Genomic DNA, 21460 nt, shown 5'->3' with positions numbered 1-21460 from the left:
ACTGCAGGCCAAGCGGCGCCAAAGATATGCAATCTTTGATCCGCAGCTGATGGACCTGCAGTGTCCTGCTTTTTAACAAAATTTCTTGACAATGAAACCCGCGGCAGTTAAATTAAACGATGTATTAAACGGTGTTTAAATTAAATTTAATATATTTGAAGGGGGGACGAAGGAAACTTTGATGAAGGATGACAGCTCGGTACATACAACAGGAACCGATACGAAAATGGACATATTAAACGCTACCGTCGAGCTGATTCAGGAGGAAGGGGTCGCCTGTGCGACGCTGCGCAGAATTGCAGAGAAGGCGGAGACGAACCTGGCGCTCGTGAACTATCATTTTGGCTCTAAAGATAAGCTGATCACTAAGGCTATCGGCAAGCTGGTCGGTACCTTTGATGATGCCTTTGCGGTGCTGGAGGATGATTCGTTGGAGCCGCTTGAGCGGCTGAAGCAGTTTTTTTACCGTTATCTCAGTCATCTGCAGCAGTATCCCGGTCTTGCCAAGGAAATGATGGATCAAAGCCGTCTGATCCTCTGCTCCCAACATGAATATGCACGCTATAACAAGGTCATGAAGACCGAGAAGCTGCTCAGCACTTTAAGGGAAATCACGCAGGAATCTGACGAAACGGTGTTAGGCGGTATGATGGTACAGCTCTATGGAGCGGTTTTTTACCCGGTTATTATGAATTCCTATATGAATCTGGCCGGAGAAGAGCCTGCACCGGAAATCCATCTGCCAACGCTTGAGCTGCAGATCGAAATGCTGTTTAATCTTTATTTTCACAAATACAGCCAGAGCTCTTAGAACATCATGATTGATAAACTATATATAGAAATGAGTGGAGAAAACTATGTCTAAACCATTGGCGGGTCATACCGCCGCAGAGGAAGCGCCGTTCTCGCTTAAGGCCATTCTTCCGCCGCTTCTGGCGATTATTGTTGGGATGATTATGGTCATTTTGGATGGGACGGTTGTGAATGTCGCCGTTCCGAAGCTTGTGGACATTTTTGGAAGTGATTTGAAAACGATACAATGGGCCATCACCGGCTATACGCTTGCACTGGCGGCAGTTATACCGCTTGCCGGCTGGATGACCGACCGTTTTGGAGCAAAACAGGTATTCGTTACGACTGTCATTATGTTCGTCCTTGGTTCGGCTCTGTGCTCTATTGCCCAAAGCTCAACCCAGCTCATTATCTACCGCGTCATTCAAGGAATTGGGGGAGGTATGGTGGCTCCGATCGGAATGGCGATGGTGTTTAAACTCGCTCCGCCGGAGCGCAGGGGCGCCATCATGGGTATGCTGGGGGTTCCGATGCTGCTTGCTCCGGCCCTGGGACCGGTGCTTTCCGGATGGCTGGTGGAATACGCTTCCTGGCGCTGGATCTTTCTGATCAACGTGCCGATCGGCGTGGTCGCTGTCATCCTGGGTATTGCTTATCTGCCTAAGGCGGACCACCATGCACCCAAGCAATTGGATCTGCTCGGGATCATTTTGGCACCCATCGCTTTCTCGATGCTGGCTTATGGCGTTAATGAAGGCGGCAGTGTTTCCTGGACCTCCAGAGGAGCAGAGCTTGGCCTGATCGTGGGCGGAGTCGCCTTAATTCTGTTTGTATTCGTGGAGCTCATTCATAAGAATCCGCTGCTTGAACTGCGCGTATTCCGCTCATCGGACTTCACGCGCGGGATTATTCTGACGTGGATCATGCAGGCTGCACTGTTCGGCTGTATGCTGTTTGTTCCTCTGTATCTTCAGAATATCCGCCTGTTCACGCCGCTGGAAACCGGGTTGATCCTGCTTCCGCAGGCGCTGTGCTCCGGAATTGGAATGCCGATCGGCGGCAAGTTCTTCGACAAGTACGGCGCGCGACCGGTTTCTTTCATTGGTCTGGTTATCATCGCGGTGGCGCTGTTCCTGCTCGGCCGGATTGATGCGACCACGTCGCTTTATTACATTATGCCGATTCTCGGCGCTATGGGCTTCGGCATGGGCTTATCGATGATGCCGCTGAACACGCATGTGCTGAATGCGGCCCCGCGCCAGTGGGTTAGCCGCGTGACGCCACTGACGGCTGCACTGCAGCAGGTGGTCGTATCCTTCGCCGTAGCGGGCATGACCGGATTCCTGACCAGCCGCGTGACGCATCATATGACCGAAGCGGGCCAAAGCGCCAATCCGCTGACAGCTTCAATCCAGAGCTTCGACGACGTGTTTATTTTGGCTGCCTGGCTGGCCGTGGTAGCCGTTGCCCTCTGTCTGATCCTCCGCAAGCCGAAGGAGATGGAAGTAGGAGCCGGGGAAGAAGGAAGACCGGATCCATCGCTTATGATTGGCCATTAAATTTCAGTCGGGTACAAAAAAGCCTGGAGACGGTTTCGATCGAAACGTTTCCAGGCTTTTTGCTGCTTTTCCATTTCTGAAATGGAAGAAAACAGATCGGAAATTTCGACATTTATTTGCAATATCTTATCTGTAATTTTTTGTAATCTGGTATAATCTTCTCTAACGGAATCAATTTCATAATACCGGCTTATTAATTCTAAGAGATGGTGATCAGAGAAGCATGGTTTTATCATTGGATATGAAAACTGCATTTATTTCTGTCGTGCTCGGGCATCTTTTCACCGTCATATTAATCAGCGCCTACCGATATGGACATAAAAAGGACAGACTGATCAACACATTTTATGCATCCAAATGGCTAGAGGTCATCGGATGGGGATTGGTTATCTTTCGGGGAAGCATTCCTGATTATATTTCCTTGGGTCTTGTGAACTCCATTCTGTTTGTTGGAATCGCTGTGGAAACCGTTGCTCTTTCCATGGTTCAGCATGCTTATAACCGCCAAGTGAAAAGGAGATATATCGCTTTCACTTTATTCAGTATCATCGGTTTTAATCTCCTGGTGTTCCTAGGCAGCACCGAAGATGCGCGGATCGCCTTCGCCTCCTTTTGCACGGGAATGCTTTTGGTATATCCGGTGTACCGGATGATCACGGGGAGCTATACATCCAAGCTTAAGAGACTGATGGGCTATTTGTACGTCATTGTCGTTATCGGTTTGTTAGGCCGGGCCTTGCTTACGCTGTTTACGGATCAGCCCATGGGCTTTTTCACGCCCAGCGTGTACCAGGCACTGTCCTTTTTGTCCTTGTACCTCATTATGATTTTGGAGAATACAGGGTTTATCCTGCTGTATAAGGAGCAGGCAGATGAGCGTTTGATCCGGATGGCTACCTATGATGATCTGACAGCAACGCTTAACCGCAGAACCTTTATCGAGCAGGCAGAAGGCGTACTGATCCAGCTATCGAGAAGCAGGTCAGCCGTATCCTTCATTTTGTTTGACATCGATTATTATAAGACGATTAACGATACATACGGGCATATTGCCGGCGACCGCGTCCTTGCGGGTATGTCCGCGCTGATTCAGGAAAAGCTGAAAGACGTAGGCCTTGTCGGCAGATTCGGGGGCGATGAATTTGCCATCTTGCTGCCGGGCATGAATGAGGAAGAATCCGATGCAGCAGCAGAGGAGCTCCGGCAATCGGTGGAGGATATGCAGCTGCCATCCATTCCGGTACATGTCACGATTAGCATGGGGATCGTAACCCTGAATAGATGTTTCGAACCGAGTGTAAACAAGCTGTACAAGTGGAGCGATAACGCTTTATATGAGGCCAAACACCGGGGGCGAAACTGTGCTGTACGTATCCGGTTTACGGAAGAGCAGCAGGGGGTTATTGAATATGTATAGCATGCTTTGTAAGGGATTACTTCAAATTGGATTGAAACCTAAGCCTCTGAAGTATCGTATAAGCAAGTTAGAAATCATATTTTAATTTTTTATAAGGAGAAGATGCATCAATGGAAAGTGACAGGTATATTTTAAATTTGGTTTTGGTTGTATTTTTGATCGGGTTATCGGCCTTTTTTGTAGCCGTGGAGTTTGCGGTTATCCGCGTCCGTGCGAGCCGGGTGGATCAGATGATTGCAGAGGGGCGTAAGGGTGCTGGAGCGGTGAAGAAGGTGCTGGGGAATTTGGACGGATATCTGTCCGCTTGCCAGTTAGGGATCACCATTACATCACTTATTTTGGGTTTCCTCGGGGAACCGACAGTGGAGAAAATTCTTCATCCTGTGTTTGAAAAATGGCATTTTTCCGAAGGTCTGAGCTCGATCTTGTCTTTGGTGATTGCCTTTGTTGTCATTACCTATTTGCATGTCGTTATAGGGGAGCTTGCCCCAAAGACCGTTGCCATCCGCAAAGCGGAAACGATCGCGGTCTTGTTTGCACCTCCGATTATCTGGTTCAATCGAATTATGTACCCGTTCATCTGGCTGCTCAATGGCTCAGCGAATCAGCTGGTCCGTTTGTTTGGCATCAAGCCGGCCTCGGAGCATGAGGAAGCCCATTCGGAGGAAGAGCTGCAGATTATTTTAAGCGAAAGTCATGAAAGTGGAAAAATTAACGACAATGAATTCGGATATGTAAGCCGGATCTTTGCGTTTGATAATATGCTGGCCAAGGAGATCATGGTTCCGCGCACCGATATGATCTGTCTCGATAAAAACAAGCCGCGGCAAGAAAATGTCGACATTATTAAAGAACAGCAGTATACCCGCTTTCCTCTCATCGACGGCAGTAAGGACAATGTGATCGGCATCATTAATACGAAGCAGTTTTTCCTGGCTTACGAGGATGATCCGCATGTCGATGTGGTAAAGCTAATCCATCCGGTGATGGCCGTCTCGGAAGTGACTCCGGTTAATGTGCTCCTGCAGCGGATGCAGAGTGAAAGCACCCATATGGCTGTTTTGATCGATGAATATGGCGGTACTTCAGGTATCGTGACAATTGAGGATATCATCGAGGAGATCGTTGGAGAGATTCGCGATGAATTCGATGGTGATGAAGAGGAAGAAATTGAGGAACTGGAAAAGAATCATCTTATCGTTGATGGCATGGTGTCTGTTTCGGAAATTAATGATTATTTCAATCTCGACTTGGACACAAAAGAATGGGATACCATTGGCGGCTGGCTATACAGTCAGAGCAATGAGATGGAGGAGAAGGAGTCCTATACGCAGGACGGCGTGACGTTCATCCTTCTGGAAAGGGATCATAACCGTTTCTGCAAGCTGGAAATTATCAAGAAAAGACGAAGCGAGGAATAAAGAATGGACAATTCTTCCGTCAACTGGGCGAGCCGCTTCAAACGGTTTTTCCTGAACAACCGATTTGTATTATTTCTGCTGGTTCTGCTCCTGATTGGCATCAACATTATGGTGCTCAGCAAAATATCATTTATCTTTCATCCGGTCATCGTGTTGTTGAAAACAGTCGTACTGCCAATCATTCTCACGGGAATTGTGTATTACCTGCTGAATCCGATCGTGGATTTTTTGGAAAAGCACAGGGTGGGGCGGCTTCAGTCTATTTTGATGCTGTATGTATTTATTATCGGTATTATTGCTGTGCTGCTCACGCTTGTCATACCGGTGATCCGGGAACAGATTATGGACCTGGTCAGTAATTTCCCGGCATACAGCGAGACGGCCAGAGTACAGTTTGAACATCTGATGGGCAGTAAGCTGGTTAACCAATTCCAGGATTCCATCAGCTTTGATCCGCAGGAAGTCGTTAAGACCATATCCCAAAAGGCAACCTCGTTTTTGAATAAGACGTGGACGGGAATCGGCGGCTTTCTCGGCAATCTGATCGAAATTGTGCTCGCTATTGTGACCGTTCCATTCATTTTGTTCTACCTGTTGAAAGACGGTAAAAAGCTGCCTGGATTCATTCAGGGCTTCGTACCAACGAGGCTGCGCGGTGAAACCAACCGTGTGATGAGCGAAATGAACCATCAGATCAGTTCTTACATCCGTGGGCAAATCATCGTGAGCTTCTGTATCGGTGCGCTGCTTTTCGTTGGCTATATTATCATCGGTCTGAAATATTCGCTCATATTGGCCGTCATTGCTGCCTTTACAAGCGTAGTGCCTTACCTTGGGCCTGTGATTGCAATCACGCCGGCTCTGATCGTGGCGCTGGTGACATCGCCGATCATGCTGCTGAAAATGGTCATTGTGTGGACGGTCGTACAGTTGATCGAAGGGAAGTTCATTTCACCTCAAGTCATGGGCAAAAGCCTCAAAATTCATCCGATTACGATTATTTTCGTAATTCTGACGAGCGGGAACCTGTTTGGCATCGTCGGCGTTTTACTGGCGGTTCCGGGATATGCGGTGCTCAAAGTCGTGGTTTCCCATATTTATCAATGGTTCAAAATACGCTCACGCTTATATGAGCATGAGCCGGTGAAGCCGGAAGGTTAATTGCATCAGAATCAAGAGGCCGCAGGGGCAACTGCGGTCTTTTTTTCTATATTATCCATTGTAATTCCGCGCAGGAAGTGTGATAATGGGATGTTAGTCTTCATGGGACAAGTGAAGAGAATAGATTTTTAAGTGAAAGCTGGAGGTAATATAAACGTGGAACGGTACCCTTTTACGTATGATCCTGCACGGCCTTTTATTCAGCAAGCGGGTGAATGGGTGGCGGATGTATTTTACGAATTGCTGCCTGAGGCGGGCTTTGAGGTCCGTGATGAGCAGATATATATGGCGTTTCAACTGGAAAAGGCTTTTGCCGAGAAAAAAACGATTTTTGCCGAGGCAGGAGTAGGGACGGGGAAGACGCTGGTGTATCTTTTATACGCTGTGTGCTATGCGCGTTACACGCGCAAACCGGCGGTTATTGCCTGCGCTGATGAATCTCTGATTGAACAGCTGGTGAAGCCCGAAGGAGATATTGCGAAGCTGGCCCGGCATCTGGATCTGGTCATTGACGCGCGTCTGGGTAAATCGCCGGATCAGTATCTTTGCCTGAGAAAGCTGGACGATGCGCGCATGAAAGGTGACGAAGAGATGCTGTGGGACGGCATTGCTGCCGGCTTGCCGGATTTTGTGTACTCCCATGCTCCAATGCAGTCCTTTCATGCATACGGTGACCGGAGAGACTATCCGCAGCTTACCGACGAACAGTGGCAGCAGATCAACTGGGATTCCTTCCAGGACTGCTTCACCTGCGACCGGCGTCACCGCTGCGGGCAGACCCTGTCACGGGACCATTACCGGCGTTCCGCTGATTTAATCATATGTTCACATGATTATTATCTGGAGCATGTATGGACGTATGATGGCCGCAAACGCGAAGGCCAGCTGCCTCTTTTGCCTGAGCACTCTTCCGTTGTATTTGACGAGGGGCATCTGCTGGAATCTGCGGCCATGAAGGCCCTCGGATATAAAATGAAGCATGTCGTGTTTGAAGAACTCATTACCCGGCTGCTGCAGAATGAAATCCGTGAGACACTTGCAGTGCTCATTGATAATGCGATCGTGCAGAGTGAAGCGATGTTCGCTGCTTTCGGGCGTTCGAGCCGCTTGATTCCGGGCTCGGACCGGAAAGAAATTCTGCTGAGCGAGGAGCTGCTTCGAGAGGTGCATCAATTCCGGAGTTTACTGACTGCGATTGAGGAAGAGCTGGTGTTTGAAAGCGAGCTGTATACGCTTGATGATTACCAGCTCCGCATCGTGGAAGAACATCTGGAAATGATGCAGAAGGCGCTGATGCTGTTCGAGCGTTCGGAAGCGTTGATCTGCTGGGTTACAGACAGCCCGGAAGGGCTGACGCTCTCCATAATGCCGAAAAGCGTTAAGGAAGTGCTGGAAGAGCATGTATTTGGCCTCAAAATGCCGATTGTGTTCTCATCGGCTACTCTCTCCGTGGATGGATCTTTTCGTTATGTGGCTGACAGCCTCGGGATCGGCAGTTTCCTGTCCTTCTCGGTTGCCTCACCCTATGAATACGAGGAGCAAATGGAGGCTATGGCGCCGGCGTGGAATCTTGAGGATGGATTTGACGGTAAAATGAAGGAAGCAGTGCGGCTGCTGCAAAAAACCGGGGGTAGAGCCCTGATCCTCTTCAAAACCCGTGAAGAGCTGCGCCTGTTTAAGCAAAGGGCTGCGGAAGAGCCTGCATTTACTGGCATGCAGTTTTATTTCGAGGGCGACGGGGAAATCAGTCATCTGATTTCGGCCTTCCAGCGTGAGGAAGAAAGTGTGCTCTGCGCAGTCAGCCTATGGGAGGGCCTGGATGTACCGGGACCATCGCTTTCGAACGTCATCATATGGTCGCTGCCGTTTCCTCCGCATGATCCGGTGTTCATCGCCAAGAGGAACGCAGCGAAAGATCCGTTCGAGGAAGTAGATTTGCCGCATATGCTGCTGCGGTTCAGACAGGGCATCGGTCGGTTGATCCGTTCCCGTGATGACCGTGGGATCGCCGTTATTCTGGGCGAAGAGATGCGCACCAATCCTACGGCTAGAGAGCGGGTATTGGCGGTCCTTCCGGAAGGCGTTGAGCTGCAGGAGCAGGCCTGAATTCTGCGGCGTTAAATCATTCATTAGATCAATAACTCATGATATAAATAAGTAGAAAAAGAACTTCAATATCGCTGCTCCATGCAGCAGATATTGAAGTTCTTTTTCTTTTATCGCATATATAATATTTTGTTCTTAAGAAGGATTCACAATGGTACCAAGGAACAACCATAGACTGGTCTGACTGTCTTCAATGCAGAAGAAGAAGGGATGATCCACAATCATCTGGAACCTTTCTTTCGGCGGGGCCGAACCAGCCATGCCTATTTCGGTGACAGCTGCAGCCTCTGTTCCCTTTTCGTTCACATCAAGCACCGTCTTGTGCAGGATGGAAGATATAAAAAGCGGCTTGGTATCAGAGATGGCGGTAAAATCAGCCGCTGCCGGATCAAAGACCTGCTTCATGCCCATTTTCATTAAGGATTTTTCTAATTGCCCCGTATATTCAGCTTTGAACCGCGGCAGCTGGAATTCACCGGATGCATGGTCAAACCGTCCCTGCCAGGATGATGGATCCTGAAGGATCTGTTCCATCAGGATGTCCGGCGATTGCCCCTTAGCGGGGAGTACAATCAGCATGTTCAAACGCCCATCACCGTAAGGAAGGCGGATGGCCTGTGCTTTGGGTGTTTCTTTATATTCGAACATGCCGCCTTGCATCATCATAGGAATCTTTTGAACGGAGCCGTCTGGCCGGGTAAAGGAGCCTTCCCGGGTATTCTGCGGATTAAAGGGGGTTTGCCAGGCGCCATTAAAATAGACTGCATTCAGTAATATAGCCAGCGTTGAGGGATCGGGTACTTGATCGAGAATGGAAGGGATCTTGCCATTGGTATGCTTGTTAACCCATCCGTTGATCTCTTTCAGCGTTTTTTCCTTTTGAAAATCGACTGCCTGAATTTCGGCGTGATAGCTGTTTTGAGCCGATTGCATAAATATGTCCTTGATCTCCAAGCCACTGCGGTACCAGATGGAGTTGGCTGTGTTCAAGCGGACGCCTGAGCCGGCATCCTCCAGAAGCGTCTGTAGCGTACGCCCGGAGGCGTTTACCTGTTCCTTGCTGAAGCCTTCCAGTCCGAGTGTGTGAGCCATTTCTTTGGAAGTTTTCCCGCTGCTGCCGTTATAAGCTAACACTAAAGCGGTAAAAATACTGTAGGGTGAGAGGATGATGTTTTCTCCACTCTCCGCGGATTGTGCCAGTTCATGGTGGAGCTGAAGGCCAAACTTATTTTGTGCTTGAATGATAGCAGGATCAAGCTTGTCCGCGATCCGCTTCCGTTCATCCTGGGAGAGAACGGGTATATTTTTTTCATTGGCGGAAGAGCCCAGCCAAGGGCCGGAGCAGGCAGATATCAGCAGCAGCGAAGTGCAAAGCAGGATGGATTTGTACCCTCTTTTGGCAGTCATGATCATTCACGCCTCCTGTCTTTTCACATGATATTCATAGACGCTTCCAGATAATAGGATGTTGCACTTCGAAAATCCAAACCTGATTTGATTCTACCTGAACAGGAACGGTATAATGAAGATAGAAGTCAACTAAACTGACCAATTTTTAACTTTTACTCACAGCAAGGAGTTGTACGACTTATGCCCAAAACACCCCGTCGACATCAAGACGATTTGGCATCATTGTTTTCGCTCGCCTTCAGTTCCCTCAGTCAGGAGCTTCACCAGCGGCTGAATGAGCTTGGATTCGGAGACATCCGGCCTATGCACGGTTTTCTGTTCCAGGGGCTGATTCCGGACGGGGCCACGGCAAAAACGTTGGTTGATCTTTTGGGTATATCCAAGCAGGCGGTAAGCCAGATGCTGGACTACCTGGAGGATCGCGGTTATGTAATAAGAAAGCCCCATCCCTCGGACGGGAGAGGCAAGCTGGTTGTGCTTACAGAGCGTGGTTGGGCACTGATCAAAGCCAAGGAAGGTATTTATACGAAAATCGAACACCGGTGGGGAGAGATCATAGGTCCTGACCACTTGAATATGATACGTTCTGATTTGAAACAGATTATTCAAAGCATAAGCGAAGGGGATCTGTCGCAAAAGCTGCGGCCAACGTGGTAGACCAATCCTCTACGTACCCTTATCCATTTATATTTTTATAATCTTAAAAAAGGATCGAATAACACATGGAACCTTCCTTAATCTTAAAAGCATTGTCCAATGAGACACGCCGCCAGATTTTGTTCTGGCTGAAACATCCGGAAGACTACTTCGATGAAACGCCTTATCTGGAGCAGGGACTCACGCTTAAAATCGGTGCCTGTGTGAGTGATATACAGGAACAATCCGGAATGGCCCAATCCGTTGTCTCCAGTTATTTATTAATGATGCAGAAGGCGGGACTGCTGGAAGCAGAACGGGTGGGCAAATGGACCTTTTACCGGCGGAACGAGAAAACGATTCAGGACTTTGCCGAATATATTCGAAACGAACTGTAGGAAAAATGCTCATCTGACTTTGCAGCATACCGGGAATATGATGAACTTGAAAAAGGAGGAAACTCCTTTTTTTTGCGTCTTAATATTTACATATCTAGATAATTAGATGTATAATGGCGAAGGTTAAACGCTGATCATCATTTAAACATGGAAGGAGGGCAAGTAAGGACGAGATATGGTTTGCTGTTCTAACAAATCTAAATATATAGATATATAAATATGAAATGATATAGATACAGATTGGAGAGAGAGTTCCATGAAAAAAAACAGCCCGCTGCTTATCATCATTCTGGCTTTGGGGGTATTCGGCATCATCACGACCGAGATGGGAATCGTAGGTGTTTTACCGCAGATAACACAAAAATTCAATATCTCAACTGCGCAGGCGGGACTTCTGGTGAGTGTTTTTGCTCTGGTTGTTGCCGTTTCAGGCCCCTTTGTAACGCTGCTCGCCTCCGGAATGAACAGGAAGGTTATCTTAAGCCTGTCGGTTCTTATATTCGCAATGTCCAATATCTTTTATGCCCTGACCGGCCGGTTTGAGGTGTTGATGGTCTTTCGCATTATTCCCGCCATTTTCCATCCGGTCTTTTTCTCGATTGCGCTTGTCACGGCGGCACAGCTTGTTTCACCGGAAAAAAGCGGCCAGGCGGTGACAAAGGTTTTTGCCGGCATCACCGTTGGTTTTGCGTTCGGCGTTCCGCTGACTTCCTATCTGGCGGAGCAGATTTCGTTGGAGGCGGCTTTTCTCTTCGCAGCTGCCGTGAACGCGATCGCCTTCGCGGGGATTCTGATCCTGCTGCCATCGATGCCGGTCCAGGAGAAAATGTCTTACGGCAAGCAGCTTGGCATCCTGCGGAAGCCTGCCGTGTGGCTGAATATTGCTGCGGTTTCCTGCATTTTCGCGGCGATGTTTTCGGTTTACAGCTACTTTGCTGAATATCTTGGACAAGTTACGCATATGAGCGGTTCATGGATCAGCGTGATGCTGATGGTATTTGGCGTGATTATGATTGTCGGCAACTTCCTGTTCGGCGGCTCGCTGCAAAAGAATATGATCAGAACCGTTGTGGCTTTCCCGCTGCTCTATCTCGTCATCTACCTGCTTATTTATGCGCTGGGCACTTCTTTTGTCCCGATGCTGTTCGTGGTATTTCTATGGGGAATGATTCATTCCGGAGGTCTCATTGTCAGCCAAACCTGGCTTATGACAGAGGTGAATGAGGCGCCGGAGTTTGGCAACAGCCTGTTCGTATCCTTTTCAAATCTTGGCATTACGCTGGGATCATCCCTCGGCGGCTGGATCATTTCCCGGCTTGGCATCCACCAGCTGATCTGGGGCGGAATGCTATTTGCAGCGCTGGCCTTCGTGTTGATTCTGGTCAAGTTGAAAATATACACCACCAGTATGGGGCAGGTTCATCATCATTAACTTATTTTCTCCAGGAAATTAGGGTGTCTACGTGCCACTTTTATCTCAGGAGATGAGTCAGAGCGATCATGGTAAGCAGACCAAAAATGAATGAAAAGGTGGAAGCCCGCTCATTGCCATCACCATGGCTTTCGGGAATGAGTTCTTTATAGACAACGAACAGCATGGCGCCTGCCGCGAAGGCGAGACCGTAAGGAACAATGGCGCTGAAGCTTTCGGTAAACTCCAGTCCGACCCAGCAGGCTGCAAGCTCCAGTATACCGGTAAGCGTAGCCAAAAGCAGGGCGGTACGCCTGCGTAATCCATGGGTAATGAGAAACAATGCCGTCAGGAATCCTTCGGGTATATTTTGCAGACCGATGCTTAAAGCGACGATTGTACCGAGTTCCTGATTGCTGCTTCCATAGCTGACTCCTACGGATAATCCTTCCGGCAAATTATGAAGCGCCATCGCGGAGAGGAACAGCAGAGAGCTAGTCCGGCTATTGTCAATATCCTGGGCCGAATGCTTTAAATCCTGATGGGGAATCAGCAGCTCCAGAAGGGTAAGGATAACCGTTCCCAGCAGCGTGCCGATCGTGAGAATCCATAGGTTGGACAATTTTAACGCTGACGGGATCAGGCCATAAGTCGAAGCGGCGACCATAATGCCTGCCGTAAACGCGAGCAGAATGTCTCTCCCCCGGTGTGTCACGTTGGAGAACATCAGCGCCGGCAGGGCACCTAGTGCTGTGCATATCGAGGTGGCCAAGCTTCCAAGTATAATAGTGTTCATGGGTCCTCCTGTTAAAAAGAAATCGGCGCATCACGAATCCTGTTTGTACCAAAATATGTTCAAGCTCTGCTCACTATTCGCAAAACTATTCCCAAGAGGTTTAATCGGTATATGGCCGGACCTTGATTTACGAGTAAATGCAAAAAGGACCGCCCTTCAGCCTGGCTGGCTGAAGAGCGGTCCTTTTTCGCTTATTTTTTCTTGATTTTAATGCTTTCGATCTTCACCGTTTCCGTTGGTTTGCTTTGCTCGCCTGTGTCAGGGTTTGTTTCAACCGGTGTTGCGGCAATTTTCTTCACGACGTCCATTCCATCCGTTACTTTACCAAAGATGGTGTAGTTTGGCTGCTGATTCAGTGAGGTGCTGTCTTCACCTGTGCAGATGAAGAACTGGCTGCCGTTCGTATTCGCTCCGGCATTGGCCATGGCTACGATGCCTGGCTCATATTTGTAGCTTGTTTTCTCATCCTCGAAGGTATATCCCGGACCGCCAGCACCGGTTCCCGTCGGGTCGCCAGTTTGAACCATGAACGATTCAATAATGCGGTGGAATATCACATCATCGTAGAAGCCTTCCTTAGACAAGAATACGAAGTTGTTAACCGTCTTCGGGGCGTCTTTGGCGAAGAGCTCAATGGTGAACGAGCCTTTGGATGTCTTGACCTCAGCCTCGTAGGTCTTGCTTGTGTCAATCTCCATCTTCGGCGCGCTTGTCCAGCTTTTGGCCTCCGCCGACTTTTCTTCTTTTTTGCCGCAGCCGCCGAGCGCGAGCGCAGCTACGATCATGATCATGAGTGGAAGGTAAGCTTTTTTGAATTTCATGAAATCCATGTTCACTCCTTTATGCAATCTTATCCCATCATATCGATTTTCCGCAGTAAAATCTAGCTTGTGTCAGAAACAGCCCCGGCATACGATTCAGGGACGGGCTTTTCCGAATCTATTGAAACTTCTCGCGGCCAAACACGTTTAAAAGGTAATGCATGTAAAAATTGACGTGGAGGGGATGCGGATGTTTGAAGCGGCGAATGCTCGTCTGACTGAACTGAAGGAGAGCATGAGAAATAAAGAGAGATGGGGGAAGCGTCTTCAGGAGCTGGAAGCCGAGCTCAATCAACGTGAGCAGGAAGCGGATGGATGGAAGAAGCGTCTGGCGGATGAAGAGAAAGATGTGGATCGCTTAACCGGAACCTCCTTATCCGGGCTATTCTTCGGTCTGATCGGCAAAAAGGAAGAGAAGCTGGAGCGTGAGCAGCTGGAGGTACTGGAGGCAAAAGCCAAGTATGATGCGGCGGTACGTGCTGTTGAAGATATAAGAAAGCAATGCGGGGAAACGCAGAAGCTGCTTCAGGATGTACGCTATTCGGATATAGAATATGAGCGTATTTTGCAGGAAAAGGAAAGAATTATACTGCAGCAGAACGGTGAATTGGCAGAGCTTTCGGAGCAGCAGACAGATCTGGCGATACAATTAAAAGAGATGCAGGAAGCGGTACAGGCCGGTCATTACGTGCTTCATGATCTGGAAGAAGCGAGAGACCACCTTCATTCAGCACGTAACTGGGGTACCTATGACATGCTTGGCGGGGGAATGATATCGACGCATATCAAGCATAACAATATAGATGAAGCAATGGATTACATCCATGACGCGGAGGCCAGCCTGCGCAGGTTCGGAAAAGAGCTGCAGGATGTGCAGCAAAGTCTTTCCATAGAGATCGACATCGGAAACTTCCTTCGTTTCTCAGACTACTTTTTTGACGGCTTTATTTCCGATTGGATGGTGCAGGGCCGGATCAACGAGACTCTTTCGAAGGTGGAAGATAAGCTGGATGCAGTCAAACAGATGGTCAGGCAGCTGGAGAAGGAGTACCGGATGATGGAATCGCGTCTGACGGATATAAAGCGAAGATATGAATTGATCATTGAGCGCGCAGAGTGATGTCCTCCTAAATCATGGAAATGATACTTTAGCCGCATGACCCAGCCAGGATCGGGCTTTATAATTAATTCTTAATACCTAACCACATGGGATGAACCGAACAATTATCGAAAGGAGCTGAGGTTTTATGAGTTTTTTTGACAAGCTGAAGTCAGGCGTGGCCGAAGCGGGCAACAAGGCCAAGATTGCGGTGGAAGTAAACCGTCTCAAGATGCAGAATTCCAGCAAGCAAAAGGAGATTGAGCAGGAATACCAGCATATCGGCAAAATGGTGTTTGATTCGCTGGAGCGGGAGAGCATGTGCAGCCCCGAGCAGCTGCAGCCGATGGTTGATCGGATTGTGCAGCTTCAGGACGAGATTCAGCTGAACCTGCATCAAATCAATGTCATTGCAGATGAGAAGAAATGCACCTGCGGCCATACGGTTCCGGTTGCTGCGAGATTTTGTCCGGAATGCGGACATCAGTTTATCGAGATTGAAAAACAGGAGGGGGATGTGTAGTGCAGCAATTTTCCGTGGTTTTGCAGGAGACTAGAAAATGGTTTCAGTCCTTCAGACTGTACGGCGTGCTGGCTCCATTCGAGCTTCACCTGTTGTTTGGGGCCCTGGGGATCCAGTTCTTGCATGAACTGCTGTACGCCATTCTCCCGTACTCCTCCCACCATGCACTGAATGTCATTTTTGTGACGATTCCGCTGCTTCTGATCGCTCTTTACGCGTTTTGGATCGGAGCGTGGATGACGCTGGTGTCCGGAAATGTCAAATACCTGCCGTATGCGCTATGGATCAACGCCTTTGTTATTTTGTTCCCATTCAATAACATCGGACTTGGCGGTTTGGTCGGCGCATTGGTTTACGTAGGTCTTGGATATGTTTTGTTTAGATATACGGCTTCCGCTTATGCTAATGTCAACCACTCCGGACGTGAGACACATAGATTTTAAGCTTTAATCCATAACCAACATACATAATGTAGCGTGCATAAAAAAGCCGGGAAGACAGTCTTCCCGGCTTTTGTTCATTTATATTGAATCAGTGCTGCCTCATCCAAACAGTCATTTCACCACGGGAGCGGTTGCTCCAGGCAAAGTAAGGGATCGCCGTTAGCGGTACGTTCTCCCTGCAGAAGCCTTGTGTAGTGTAGAGTAATTGGTCATCGCCTGATGGGTAGACGCTGCGCGTTCCGATACCAGTTAATATGGAGACACCACCCAAGAGATGCTCAGCGAATTGGACATGAAACCGGGCATCACTTGGAATGGTGATATCCTGAAGGTTAGCTCCGTTATCCTCTTCTTCTAAGCAGTAAATGACCGGACCCCGCTGAAGGGCAACCTTGCCGGCATTGGCTCTGAGCTGAGGGTGGGCATGAATATGTTCTACTGGCATATCCAAATTTAACTCGATGCGATCACCGGTTTGCCATTCCCTGCGAAGTTTGACATATCCATTTTCGTGATTGGAGGCGTTGGCAGGCACGTTGTTTACGCGGATTTCGGCCTGTTTGCACCAACTTGGAATGCGAACGGCTACTGTAAACTCGATCTGTTCTGCTGATGTCACTTCTATAGTGACTTGACCGTCCCACGGATAGTTTGTTTGCTGCGACAATCGGACTTGCTTCCCACTCAGGGTCGCATCTAGCGTACTTCCTATATATTGATGGACATATATTTCCTGGTCATCGTCTTGATGGGAGTAGATGTACTGGCCTAATGAGGCAAGAAGCCGGGCAATATTAGGCGGACAGCATGCGCAGCCAAACCACGGCTGCCTTGTGACCTTGACTGAATTCATATCGTTGCGGAAATCGGCTGCTTGGGGCCATACCTCCAATGGATTTACATAAAAATAGCTTTTACCATCCAGTGAAATGCCGCTAAGAACGCCGTTGAAAAGGGCGAGTTCAATAACGTCGGCGTACTGCCGATCTTTTTCGATTTGCAGCATACGATGCCCCCAGAACATCAGTCCGATAGCAGCGCATGTCTCCGTATAAGCCCGGTCATTCGGCAGGTCGAAGGGAATCGTAAAACGTTCCTCATATGCAGACGAGCCGATGCCGCCAGTGACATACATTTTACGGTGAACCGTATCTCTCCAGAGCTCCTTACAAGCATTCATCAGCTCCTCGTCGCTGTATTCCGCTGCCAAATCCGCCATAGCACTATACAGATAGACAGCTCTAACGGAATGGCCTTCCGCCGTTTGCTGCTGGCGAACGGGCAGATGTGCCTGAAAGTAATCATAAATGCGTTTCTTTTGATTTGGCTTGTCTCTGGAAAGATCACCGGCTTCAATTCTTTCCTGGGCTTCGAGATCGAAGAAGTGGGGCTGCTGACCGCGCTCATCGACGAAGAACTTGCTTAATTCCATATAAGCTTTATTACCTGTAGCATGTGCCAGCTTGACCAGTGCGAGTTCAATTTCGGGGTGACCATCATATCCGCGCTTCTGCCCTTCTTCCTTGCCGAAAACTTCGGCAATATAGTCAGCATACCGGCTCATAATATCGAGAAACTTCGTTTTGCCTGTGGCCTCATAATAGGAGACCGCTGCTTCCATCAAATGGCCGGCACAATAGAGCTCATGATTATCGCGAAGATTTGTCCAGCGCTTACCCGGTTCCTTTACCGTATAGTACGTGTTGAGGTATCCATCAGGCTGCTGCGCGCGTTCCAGCAGGTCGATTACTTCGTCGGCAATTTGAACCAGCTGCGGATCTTGCGTGACCGAGAGGACAAAGCCGACAGTCTCCAGCCATTTGCCGAGATCGCTGTCTTGAAATACCATCCCGTAATATTCGCCATCTGCTTCTTTGGCAGCGAGGCGGAAATTTTCAATCGTGTGACTTGGTTCGGCGTCTGGTATGTTATCGTTTAGAGCATCCCACTGGTAAGGAACGACTGTCTCAATCACACCCAGCTGTCTAGGTGACCAGAAGGTGTCATGAATACGCACTTGCTTGATCGATGCGGGCAGCATGGACTGCTTTAAAAGAGGGCTTGTTCTTTCCATAAGTAACGATCTTCCCTTCGATTTTGGAGTTATTCACCTTTTAATCCCGATAGAGTTACGCCTTTGATAAAGAAATCCTGAGCAAGCAGGAAAATGATGATGAGCGGAATAATCGTAATGACGGTGCCTGCCATTAGCACAGGCCAATCCGTGGAATACATGCCCTGCATGGAAGCGAGACCGAGAGGAAGCGTCATTTTATTCTGCGTGTTGATATAAACGAGAGGAGCCAAAAAATCATTCCAGGAACCCATGAAGACAAATACGCCCAGTGTGGCCATGGCGGGTTTGGATAGCGGAACAAAAATTCGCCAATACATTCCGAATGGTGTACAGCCGTCCATTTTTGCGGCATCCTCCAAGGCTGAGGGGACCGTCAAAAAGAACTGCCTAAGCAGAAATGTACCGAAAGCGGACACGAGTGCAGGAAGAATTAGTGACCAGTGGGTATCGACCAGATTGTAGTGCCTCATGACGATAAAATTCGGTATCATCATGACCTGCGCTGGTACCATCATCGTAGCCAAATATAGCCCAAAGAGTGGATCGCGACCTCTAAAGCGCAGCCGAGAGAACACAAATCCGGCCAGGGAGCTTGTAATCAGCTGCGCGATCACGATAATAATCGTAATTTTGAGACTGTTCAAAAAGTAGATGCTGAATGGAAAACGGTCTGAAATATGCAAATAATTGACCCAGCGGATTTCTTGGCCAAACAGCTTCGGCGGGAACACAAACACTTCGCTCAGCTGCTTTAGGGACGTGCTGACCGTCCATAGAAAGGGTAAGATCATGGTCACCGCTCCGGCCAATAACACCAGGTGAGCGGTGATGTTCAGCACGGTCTGCTTTTTCATCGTTCTGCCCCCTCTTAATAAGCGCTCCGTTTTTTCTGATACCAGAACTGGATAACCGTTACGATAAACATCATGAAGAACAGCACATAGGCCATCGCGCTCGCATAACCCATATTGAAATATTTAAAGGCATTTTCATACAGATAATGGACGATGACCGAGGTAGAACGGGCCGGACCGCCCTGAGTCATTAAGAAGACGGTATCGAACACTTGAAATGAGCCGATAAAGGACATTACGGTGACAAAGAAAGTGGTTGGAGAAAGCAGCGGCACGGTGACATACCAAAACTTATGATGCCATCTGGCCCCGTCCAGCTCCGCGGCCTCATAGTAACTTTCGGAAATCCCCTGCAGGCCGGCCAGAAAGATTAGCATATTGAAACCGACATTTTTCCAGATACTTGTTAGAATGACAGCCGGCATGGCCCAAGAGGTGCTGGTTAGCCAATTCGGACCTGCAATGCCAAGCATGCCAAGAAAGTAGTTGAGCAGGCCATACTCCGGGTTGTATATAAACTGCCATACGACGGCTACGGCTACCATGGAAGAGACAACCGGGAGAAAATAGGCGGCCCTGTAAAACTTCTTGAAACGGATATCACGGTCCAGCGCAACAGCTAGCAGCAGGGAAATGACCATGCCGAGAGGAACGGAAACACCGGCAAAGTAGATCGTGTTCCAAAATACCTTGATAAATGTTTCATCCTTGACCAGGTTGGCATAGTTATCCACGCCTACCCATTTGACCGGTGACAGCATATCCCAGGATGTGAAGCTGAGCATGAAGGAGCCAAGTACAGGAATCAGCGTGAAGGCCAAGAATCCTAAAATATTCGGCAGCAGGAGCAGCAGCGCCCATGCGCCGTCTTTTTGAAACCATTTACGGAGTGTGGAGGTTAAGCCGGCTTGTTTGGCTGCAGCGTATATTGCTTCATTGCCTGCCAGACCGGAGTGATTCTCGGTATTCATAGGATCACCTCTCATAGTTTGGAGCCTCTGATTATCGCTACAATTTCATACCATTCTTTTTATTTGGCGAGCTCTTTGTTGGAGCGGTTTTCTATGTTTTTCAGCGTGTCGTCGACGCTTTGGCCGGAATACCACAGCTTATCCGTTTCTTCTGTGATAATGTCATTAACTATGTTTTTAGTGATCATCGGAAAAGGATAGACTTCGGCGTTTGAGAAGTAAGGGAGCAGCTCTTTAAAGCCCGCCGGGTGAACCTTATCATTAAACCATTTATTGACGCCTTCTTCGGTATACAGCGACTTGCGGTTGGGCATCCATAATCCCTCTTTGATGTTGGAGATTTGGTACTCCTCTGAGGATAAGAATTTCAGCAGCTCCCAAGCTTCTTCAGGATGGGCTGTTTTAGCTGAAGCAGCATGAACATGCGCTTGCCCCGTCGTTTTGGCATCCTTAAATGTAGGCAAAGCGGCTACGCCAACAGGGAAGCCCATCGTAGCAAGCTCTTGAAGCGCCCAGGAGCCGTCTGCCACCATGGCGACCTTACCGGTCTGCAGCATCTGATTTGCCTTCATACCCACGCTCTCCAGCGTCTTGGCTGTAGGGGATGCGCCGTCTTTAACTCTAAGATCGAGAATATTTTGCATGACCTGTTTAACTTCAGGAGTGTTGATATTCATTTTTGAGTAGTCATTGCTGAACAACATGCCTCCGTTGGACAATATCTCAGAGGTGCCTACATAGAAATTTTCAAATCCGAATGCGCCGTATTGTACGACCTTGCTGCCATCTTTAACCGTAAGCCTCTTGGCTGTATCGACAAATTGATCCCATGTCCACGCTTTAGCCGGGTCACTCGGGGGATAAGCCATTCCAGTTTTGTCAAATACATCCTTGTTATAGTAAAGTACAGGGGAAACGATACAGCTGCTCACACCGAAGATTTTTCCGTCGATGTTCATGATTTGAGCGGAGGAAGGAATGAAATCGTCGAGCGACATATCCTTTTCGAAGTTATCCGTCAAATCCAGGAGTACATTCCGTTTCTGGAATGACCGGTATTCGGTCGCTCCAAGAAAGAAGACATCCGGGGCAGCGTTTCCGGCCAGCATAGTCAGCAATTTTTGCGGATATTGTGTGTTGGGCACAGGCTGGTAGTCCACTTTGATGTTTGGATGCTCCTGCATAAAATGTTCCAAGCCCTTTTTGACGGATTGGGTTTCCAGGGGGCTTGCTTCCCAGCCCATAAACTTCAAAGTAACGACTTCCCCGGCATTTTCTTGAGACGGCGTAGTACCTGCATTTGAGTTCGAGCAAGCAGTAAATAGGAGCGAGCTTAGTATCATGGTCGAAACAATACGTAGCTTTTTCATCCCGATAGACCCTCCTTCACAAGTTAAAGTACCTGACCAATACGCTTCGCAAAGAGACTATAATTGCGTTTACAAAAAATATATTAGCATCTGATATACGGGTTGTAAGTAGCGGTTAAGCCACATTAGGTGGACAGATTCGATATATATAAAAGCGCTGTCAAAATTCAGTGTTTTCTGACATGATGATAGATT

The 21460-nt window shown here is 48.5% G+C and carries 19 protein-coding genes; 12 read left to right on the top strand and 7 right to left on the bottom strand.

Annotated elements, in window-relative coordinates:
* Positions 1 to 181 precede the first annotated feature (181 nt).
* The 6 genes from KJS65_RS16130 (at position 182) to KJS65_RS16105 (ending at position 8456) form a co-directional block, all read left to right on the top strand.
* The gene (locus KJS65_RS16130; protein ID WP_244864630.1) at positions 182 to 811 is read left to right on the top strand and encodes a TetR/AcrR family transcriptional regulator; all 630 of its coding nucleotides are present in this window, start codon (positions 182 to 184) and stop codon (positions 809 to 811) included.
* 46 nt (positions 812 to 857) lie between these two features.
* Positions 858 to 2351 (top strand): DHA2 family efflux MFS transporter permease subunit, encoded by a 1494-nt coding sequence (locus KJS65_RS16125; RefSeq protein WP_213650939.1) that lies wholly within the window; start codon positions 858 to 860, stop codon positions 2349 to 2351.
* A 223-nt stretch (positions 2352 to 2574) separates the two neighbouring features.
* On the top strand, positions 2575 to 3768 hold the full coding sequence (locus KJS65_RS16120) for a GGDEF domain-containing protein (RefSeq protein WP_213650938.1): 1194 nt from the start codon (positions 2575 to 2577) through the stop codon (positions 3766 to 3768).
* A gap of 110 nt (positions 3769 to 3878) precedes the next feature.
* Positions 3879 to 5189: a hemolysin family protein gene (locus KJS65_RS16115; protein WP_213650937.1), complete on the top strand. Its 1311-nt coding sequence runs from the start codon at positions 3879 to 3881 to the stop codon at positions 5187 to 5189.
* Positions 5190 to 5192: 3 nt separating this feature from the next.
* Complete coding sequence (locus tag KJS65_RS16110) at positions 5193 to 6350, top strand: AI-2E family transporter (RefSeq protein ID WP_213650936.1); 1158 nt, start codon at positions 5193 to 5195, stop codon at positions 6348 to 6350.
* Between the two features lie 156 nt (positions 6351 to 6506).
* Positions 6507 to 8456, top strand: coding sequence for an ATP-dependent DNA helicase (locus KJS65_RS16105; RefSeq protein WP_213650935.1), 1950 nt, complete (start codon positions 6507 to 6509; stop codon positions 8454 to 8456).
* 135 nt (positions 8457 to 8591) lie between these two features.
* Here the strand turns inward: KJS65_RS16105 and KJS65_RS16100 are convergent, their stop codons facing one another.
* Positions 8592 to 9863, bottom strand: coding sequence for a serpin family protein (locus tag KJS65_RS16100; RefSeq protein ID WP_213650934.1), 1272 nt, complete (start codon positions 9861 to 9863; stop codon positions 8592 to 8594).
* Positions 9864 to 10046: 183 nt separating this feature from the next.
* Here KJS65_RS16100 and KJS65_RS16095 point away from each other — a divergent pair, with 183 nt between their 5' ends.
* From KJS65_RS16095 to KJS65_RS16085, 3 genes are all read left to right on the top strand, one after another.
* Positions 10047 to 10523 (top strand): MarR family winged helix-turn-helix transcriptional regulator, encoded by a 477-nt coding sequence (locus KJS65_RS16095; RefSeq protein ID WP_213650933.1) that lies wholly within the window; start codon positions 10047 to 10049, stop codon positions 10521 to 10523.
* 65 nt (positions 10524 to 10588) lie between these two features.
* Positions 10589 to 10900, top strand: a complete 312-nt coding sequence (locus KJS65_RS16090; protein WP_213650932.1) for an ArsR/SmtB family transcription factor — start codon at positions 10589 to 10591, stop codon at positions 10898 to 10900.
* 256 nt (positions 10901 to 11156) lie between these two features.
* On the top strand, positions 11157 to 12332 hold the full coding sequence (locus KJS65_RS16085) for an MFS transporter (protein WP_213650931.1): 1176 nt from the start codon (positions 11157 to 11159) through the stop codon (positions 12330 to 12332).
* 40 nt (positions 12333 to 12372) lie between these two features.
* On the opposite strand, the gene KJS65_RS16080 is transcribed toward KJS65_RS16085, so the two are convergent.
* Positions 12373 to 13107, bottom strand: a complete 735-nt coding sequence (locus KJS65_RS16080) for a ZIP family metal transporter (protein WP_213650930.1) — start codon at positions 13105 to 13107, stop codon at positions 12373 to 12375.
* A gap of 191 nt (positions 13108 to 13298) precedes the next feature.
* Positions 13299 to 13928, bottom strand: a complete 630-nt coding sequence (locus tag KJS65_RS16075) for a peptidylprolyl isomerase (protein ID WP_136608110.1) — start codon at positions 13926 to 13928, stop codon at positions 13299 to 13301.
* Positions 13929 to 14118: 190 nt separating this feature from the next.
* On the opposite strand from KJS65_RS16075, the gene KJS65_RS16070 reads away from it, so the two are divergent.
* The 3 genes from KJS65_RS16070 to KJS65_RS16060 all read left to right on the top strand — a co-directional run bounded on the left by KJS65_RS16070 (position 14119) and on the right by KJS65_RS16060 (position 15993).
* On the top strand, positions 14119 to 15048 hold the full coding sequence (locus KJS65_RS16070; protein WP_213650929.1) for a hypothetical protein: 930 nt from the start codon (positions 14119 to 14121) through the stop codon (positions 15046 to 15048).
* 127 nt (positions 15049 to 15175) lie between these two features.
* Positions 15176 to 15550, top strand: coding sequence for a zinc ribbon domain-containing protein (locus KJS65_RS16065; RefSeq protein WP_213650928.1), 375 nt, complete (start codon positions 15176 to 15178; stop codon positions 15548 to 15550).
* The gene (locus KJS65_RS16060; protein ID WP_213650927.1) at positions 15550 to 15993 is read left to right on the top strand and encodes a hypothetical protein; all 444 of its coding nucleotides are present in this window, start codon (positions 15550 to 15552) and stop codon (positions 15991 to 15993) included. The genes KJS65_RS16065 and KJS65_RS16060 overlap by 1 nt, the downstream gene beginning before the upstream one ends.
* 88 nt (positions 15994 to 16081) lie before the next feature.
* On the opposite strand, the gene KJS65_RS16055 is transcribed toward KJS65_RS16060, so the two are convergent.
* Genes KJS65_RS16055 through KJS65_RS16040 form a run of 4 tightly spaced genes read right to left on the bottom strand, consistent with a single transcriptional unit; the run spans position 16082 to position 21265 of the window.
* A complete protein-coding gene (locus KJS65_RS16055; RefSeq protein WP_244864593.1) occupies positions 16082 to 18067 on the bottom strand; it encodes a glycoside hydrolase family 127 protein in 1986 nt (661 codons plus the stop codon).
* Positions 18068 to 18096: 29 nt separating this feature from the next.
* Positions 18097 to 18924, bottom strand: coding sequence for a carbohydrate ABC transporter permease (locus tag KJS65_RS16050; RefSeq protein WP_213650926.1), 828 nt, complete (start codon positions 18922 to 18924; stop codon positions 18097 to 18099).
* A 14-nt stretch (positions 18925 to 18938) separates the two neighbouring features.
* Complete coding sequence (locus KJS65_RS16045) at positions 18939 to 19895, bottom strand: carbohydrate ABC transporter permease (RefSeq protein WP_213650925.1); 957 nt, start codon at positions 19893 to 19895, stop codon at positions 18939 to 18941.
* A 59-nt stretch (positions 19896 to 19954) separates the two neighbouring features.
* The gene (locus KJS65_RS16040; protein WP_213650924.1) at positions 19955 to 21265 is read right to left on the bottom strand and encodes an ABC transporter substrate-binding protein; all 1311 of its coding nucleotides are present in this window, start codon (positions 21263 to 21265) and stop codon (positions 19955 to 19957) included.
* Between the last annotated feature and the right edge of the window lie 195 nt (positions 21266 to 21460).

The sequence above is a fragment of the Paenibacillus sp. J23TS9 genome (assembly GCF_018403225.1).
Lineage (GTDB): Bacteria > Bacillota > Bacilli > Paenibacillales > Paenibacillaceae > Paenibacillus_AQ.
Note: the sequence above shows the minus strand (reverse complement) of the source record. Positions and strands in the feature narration are given on the sequence as shown.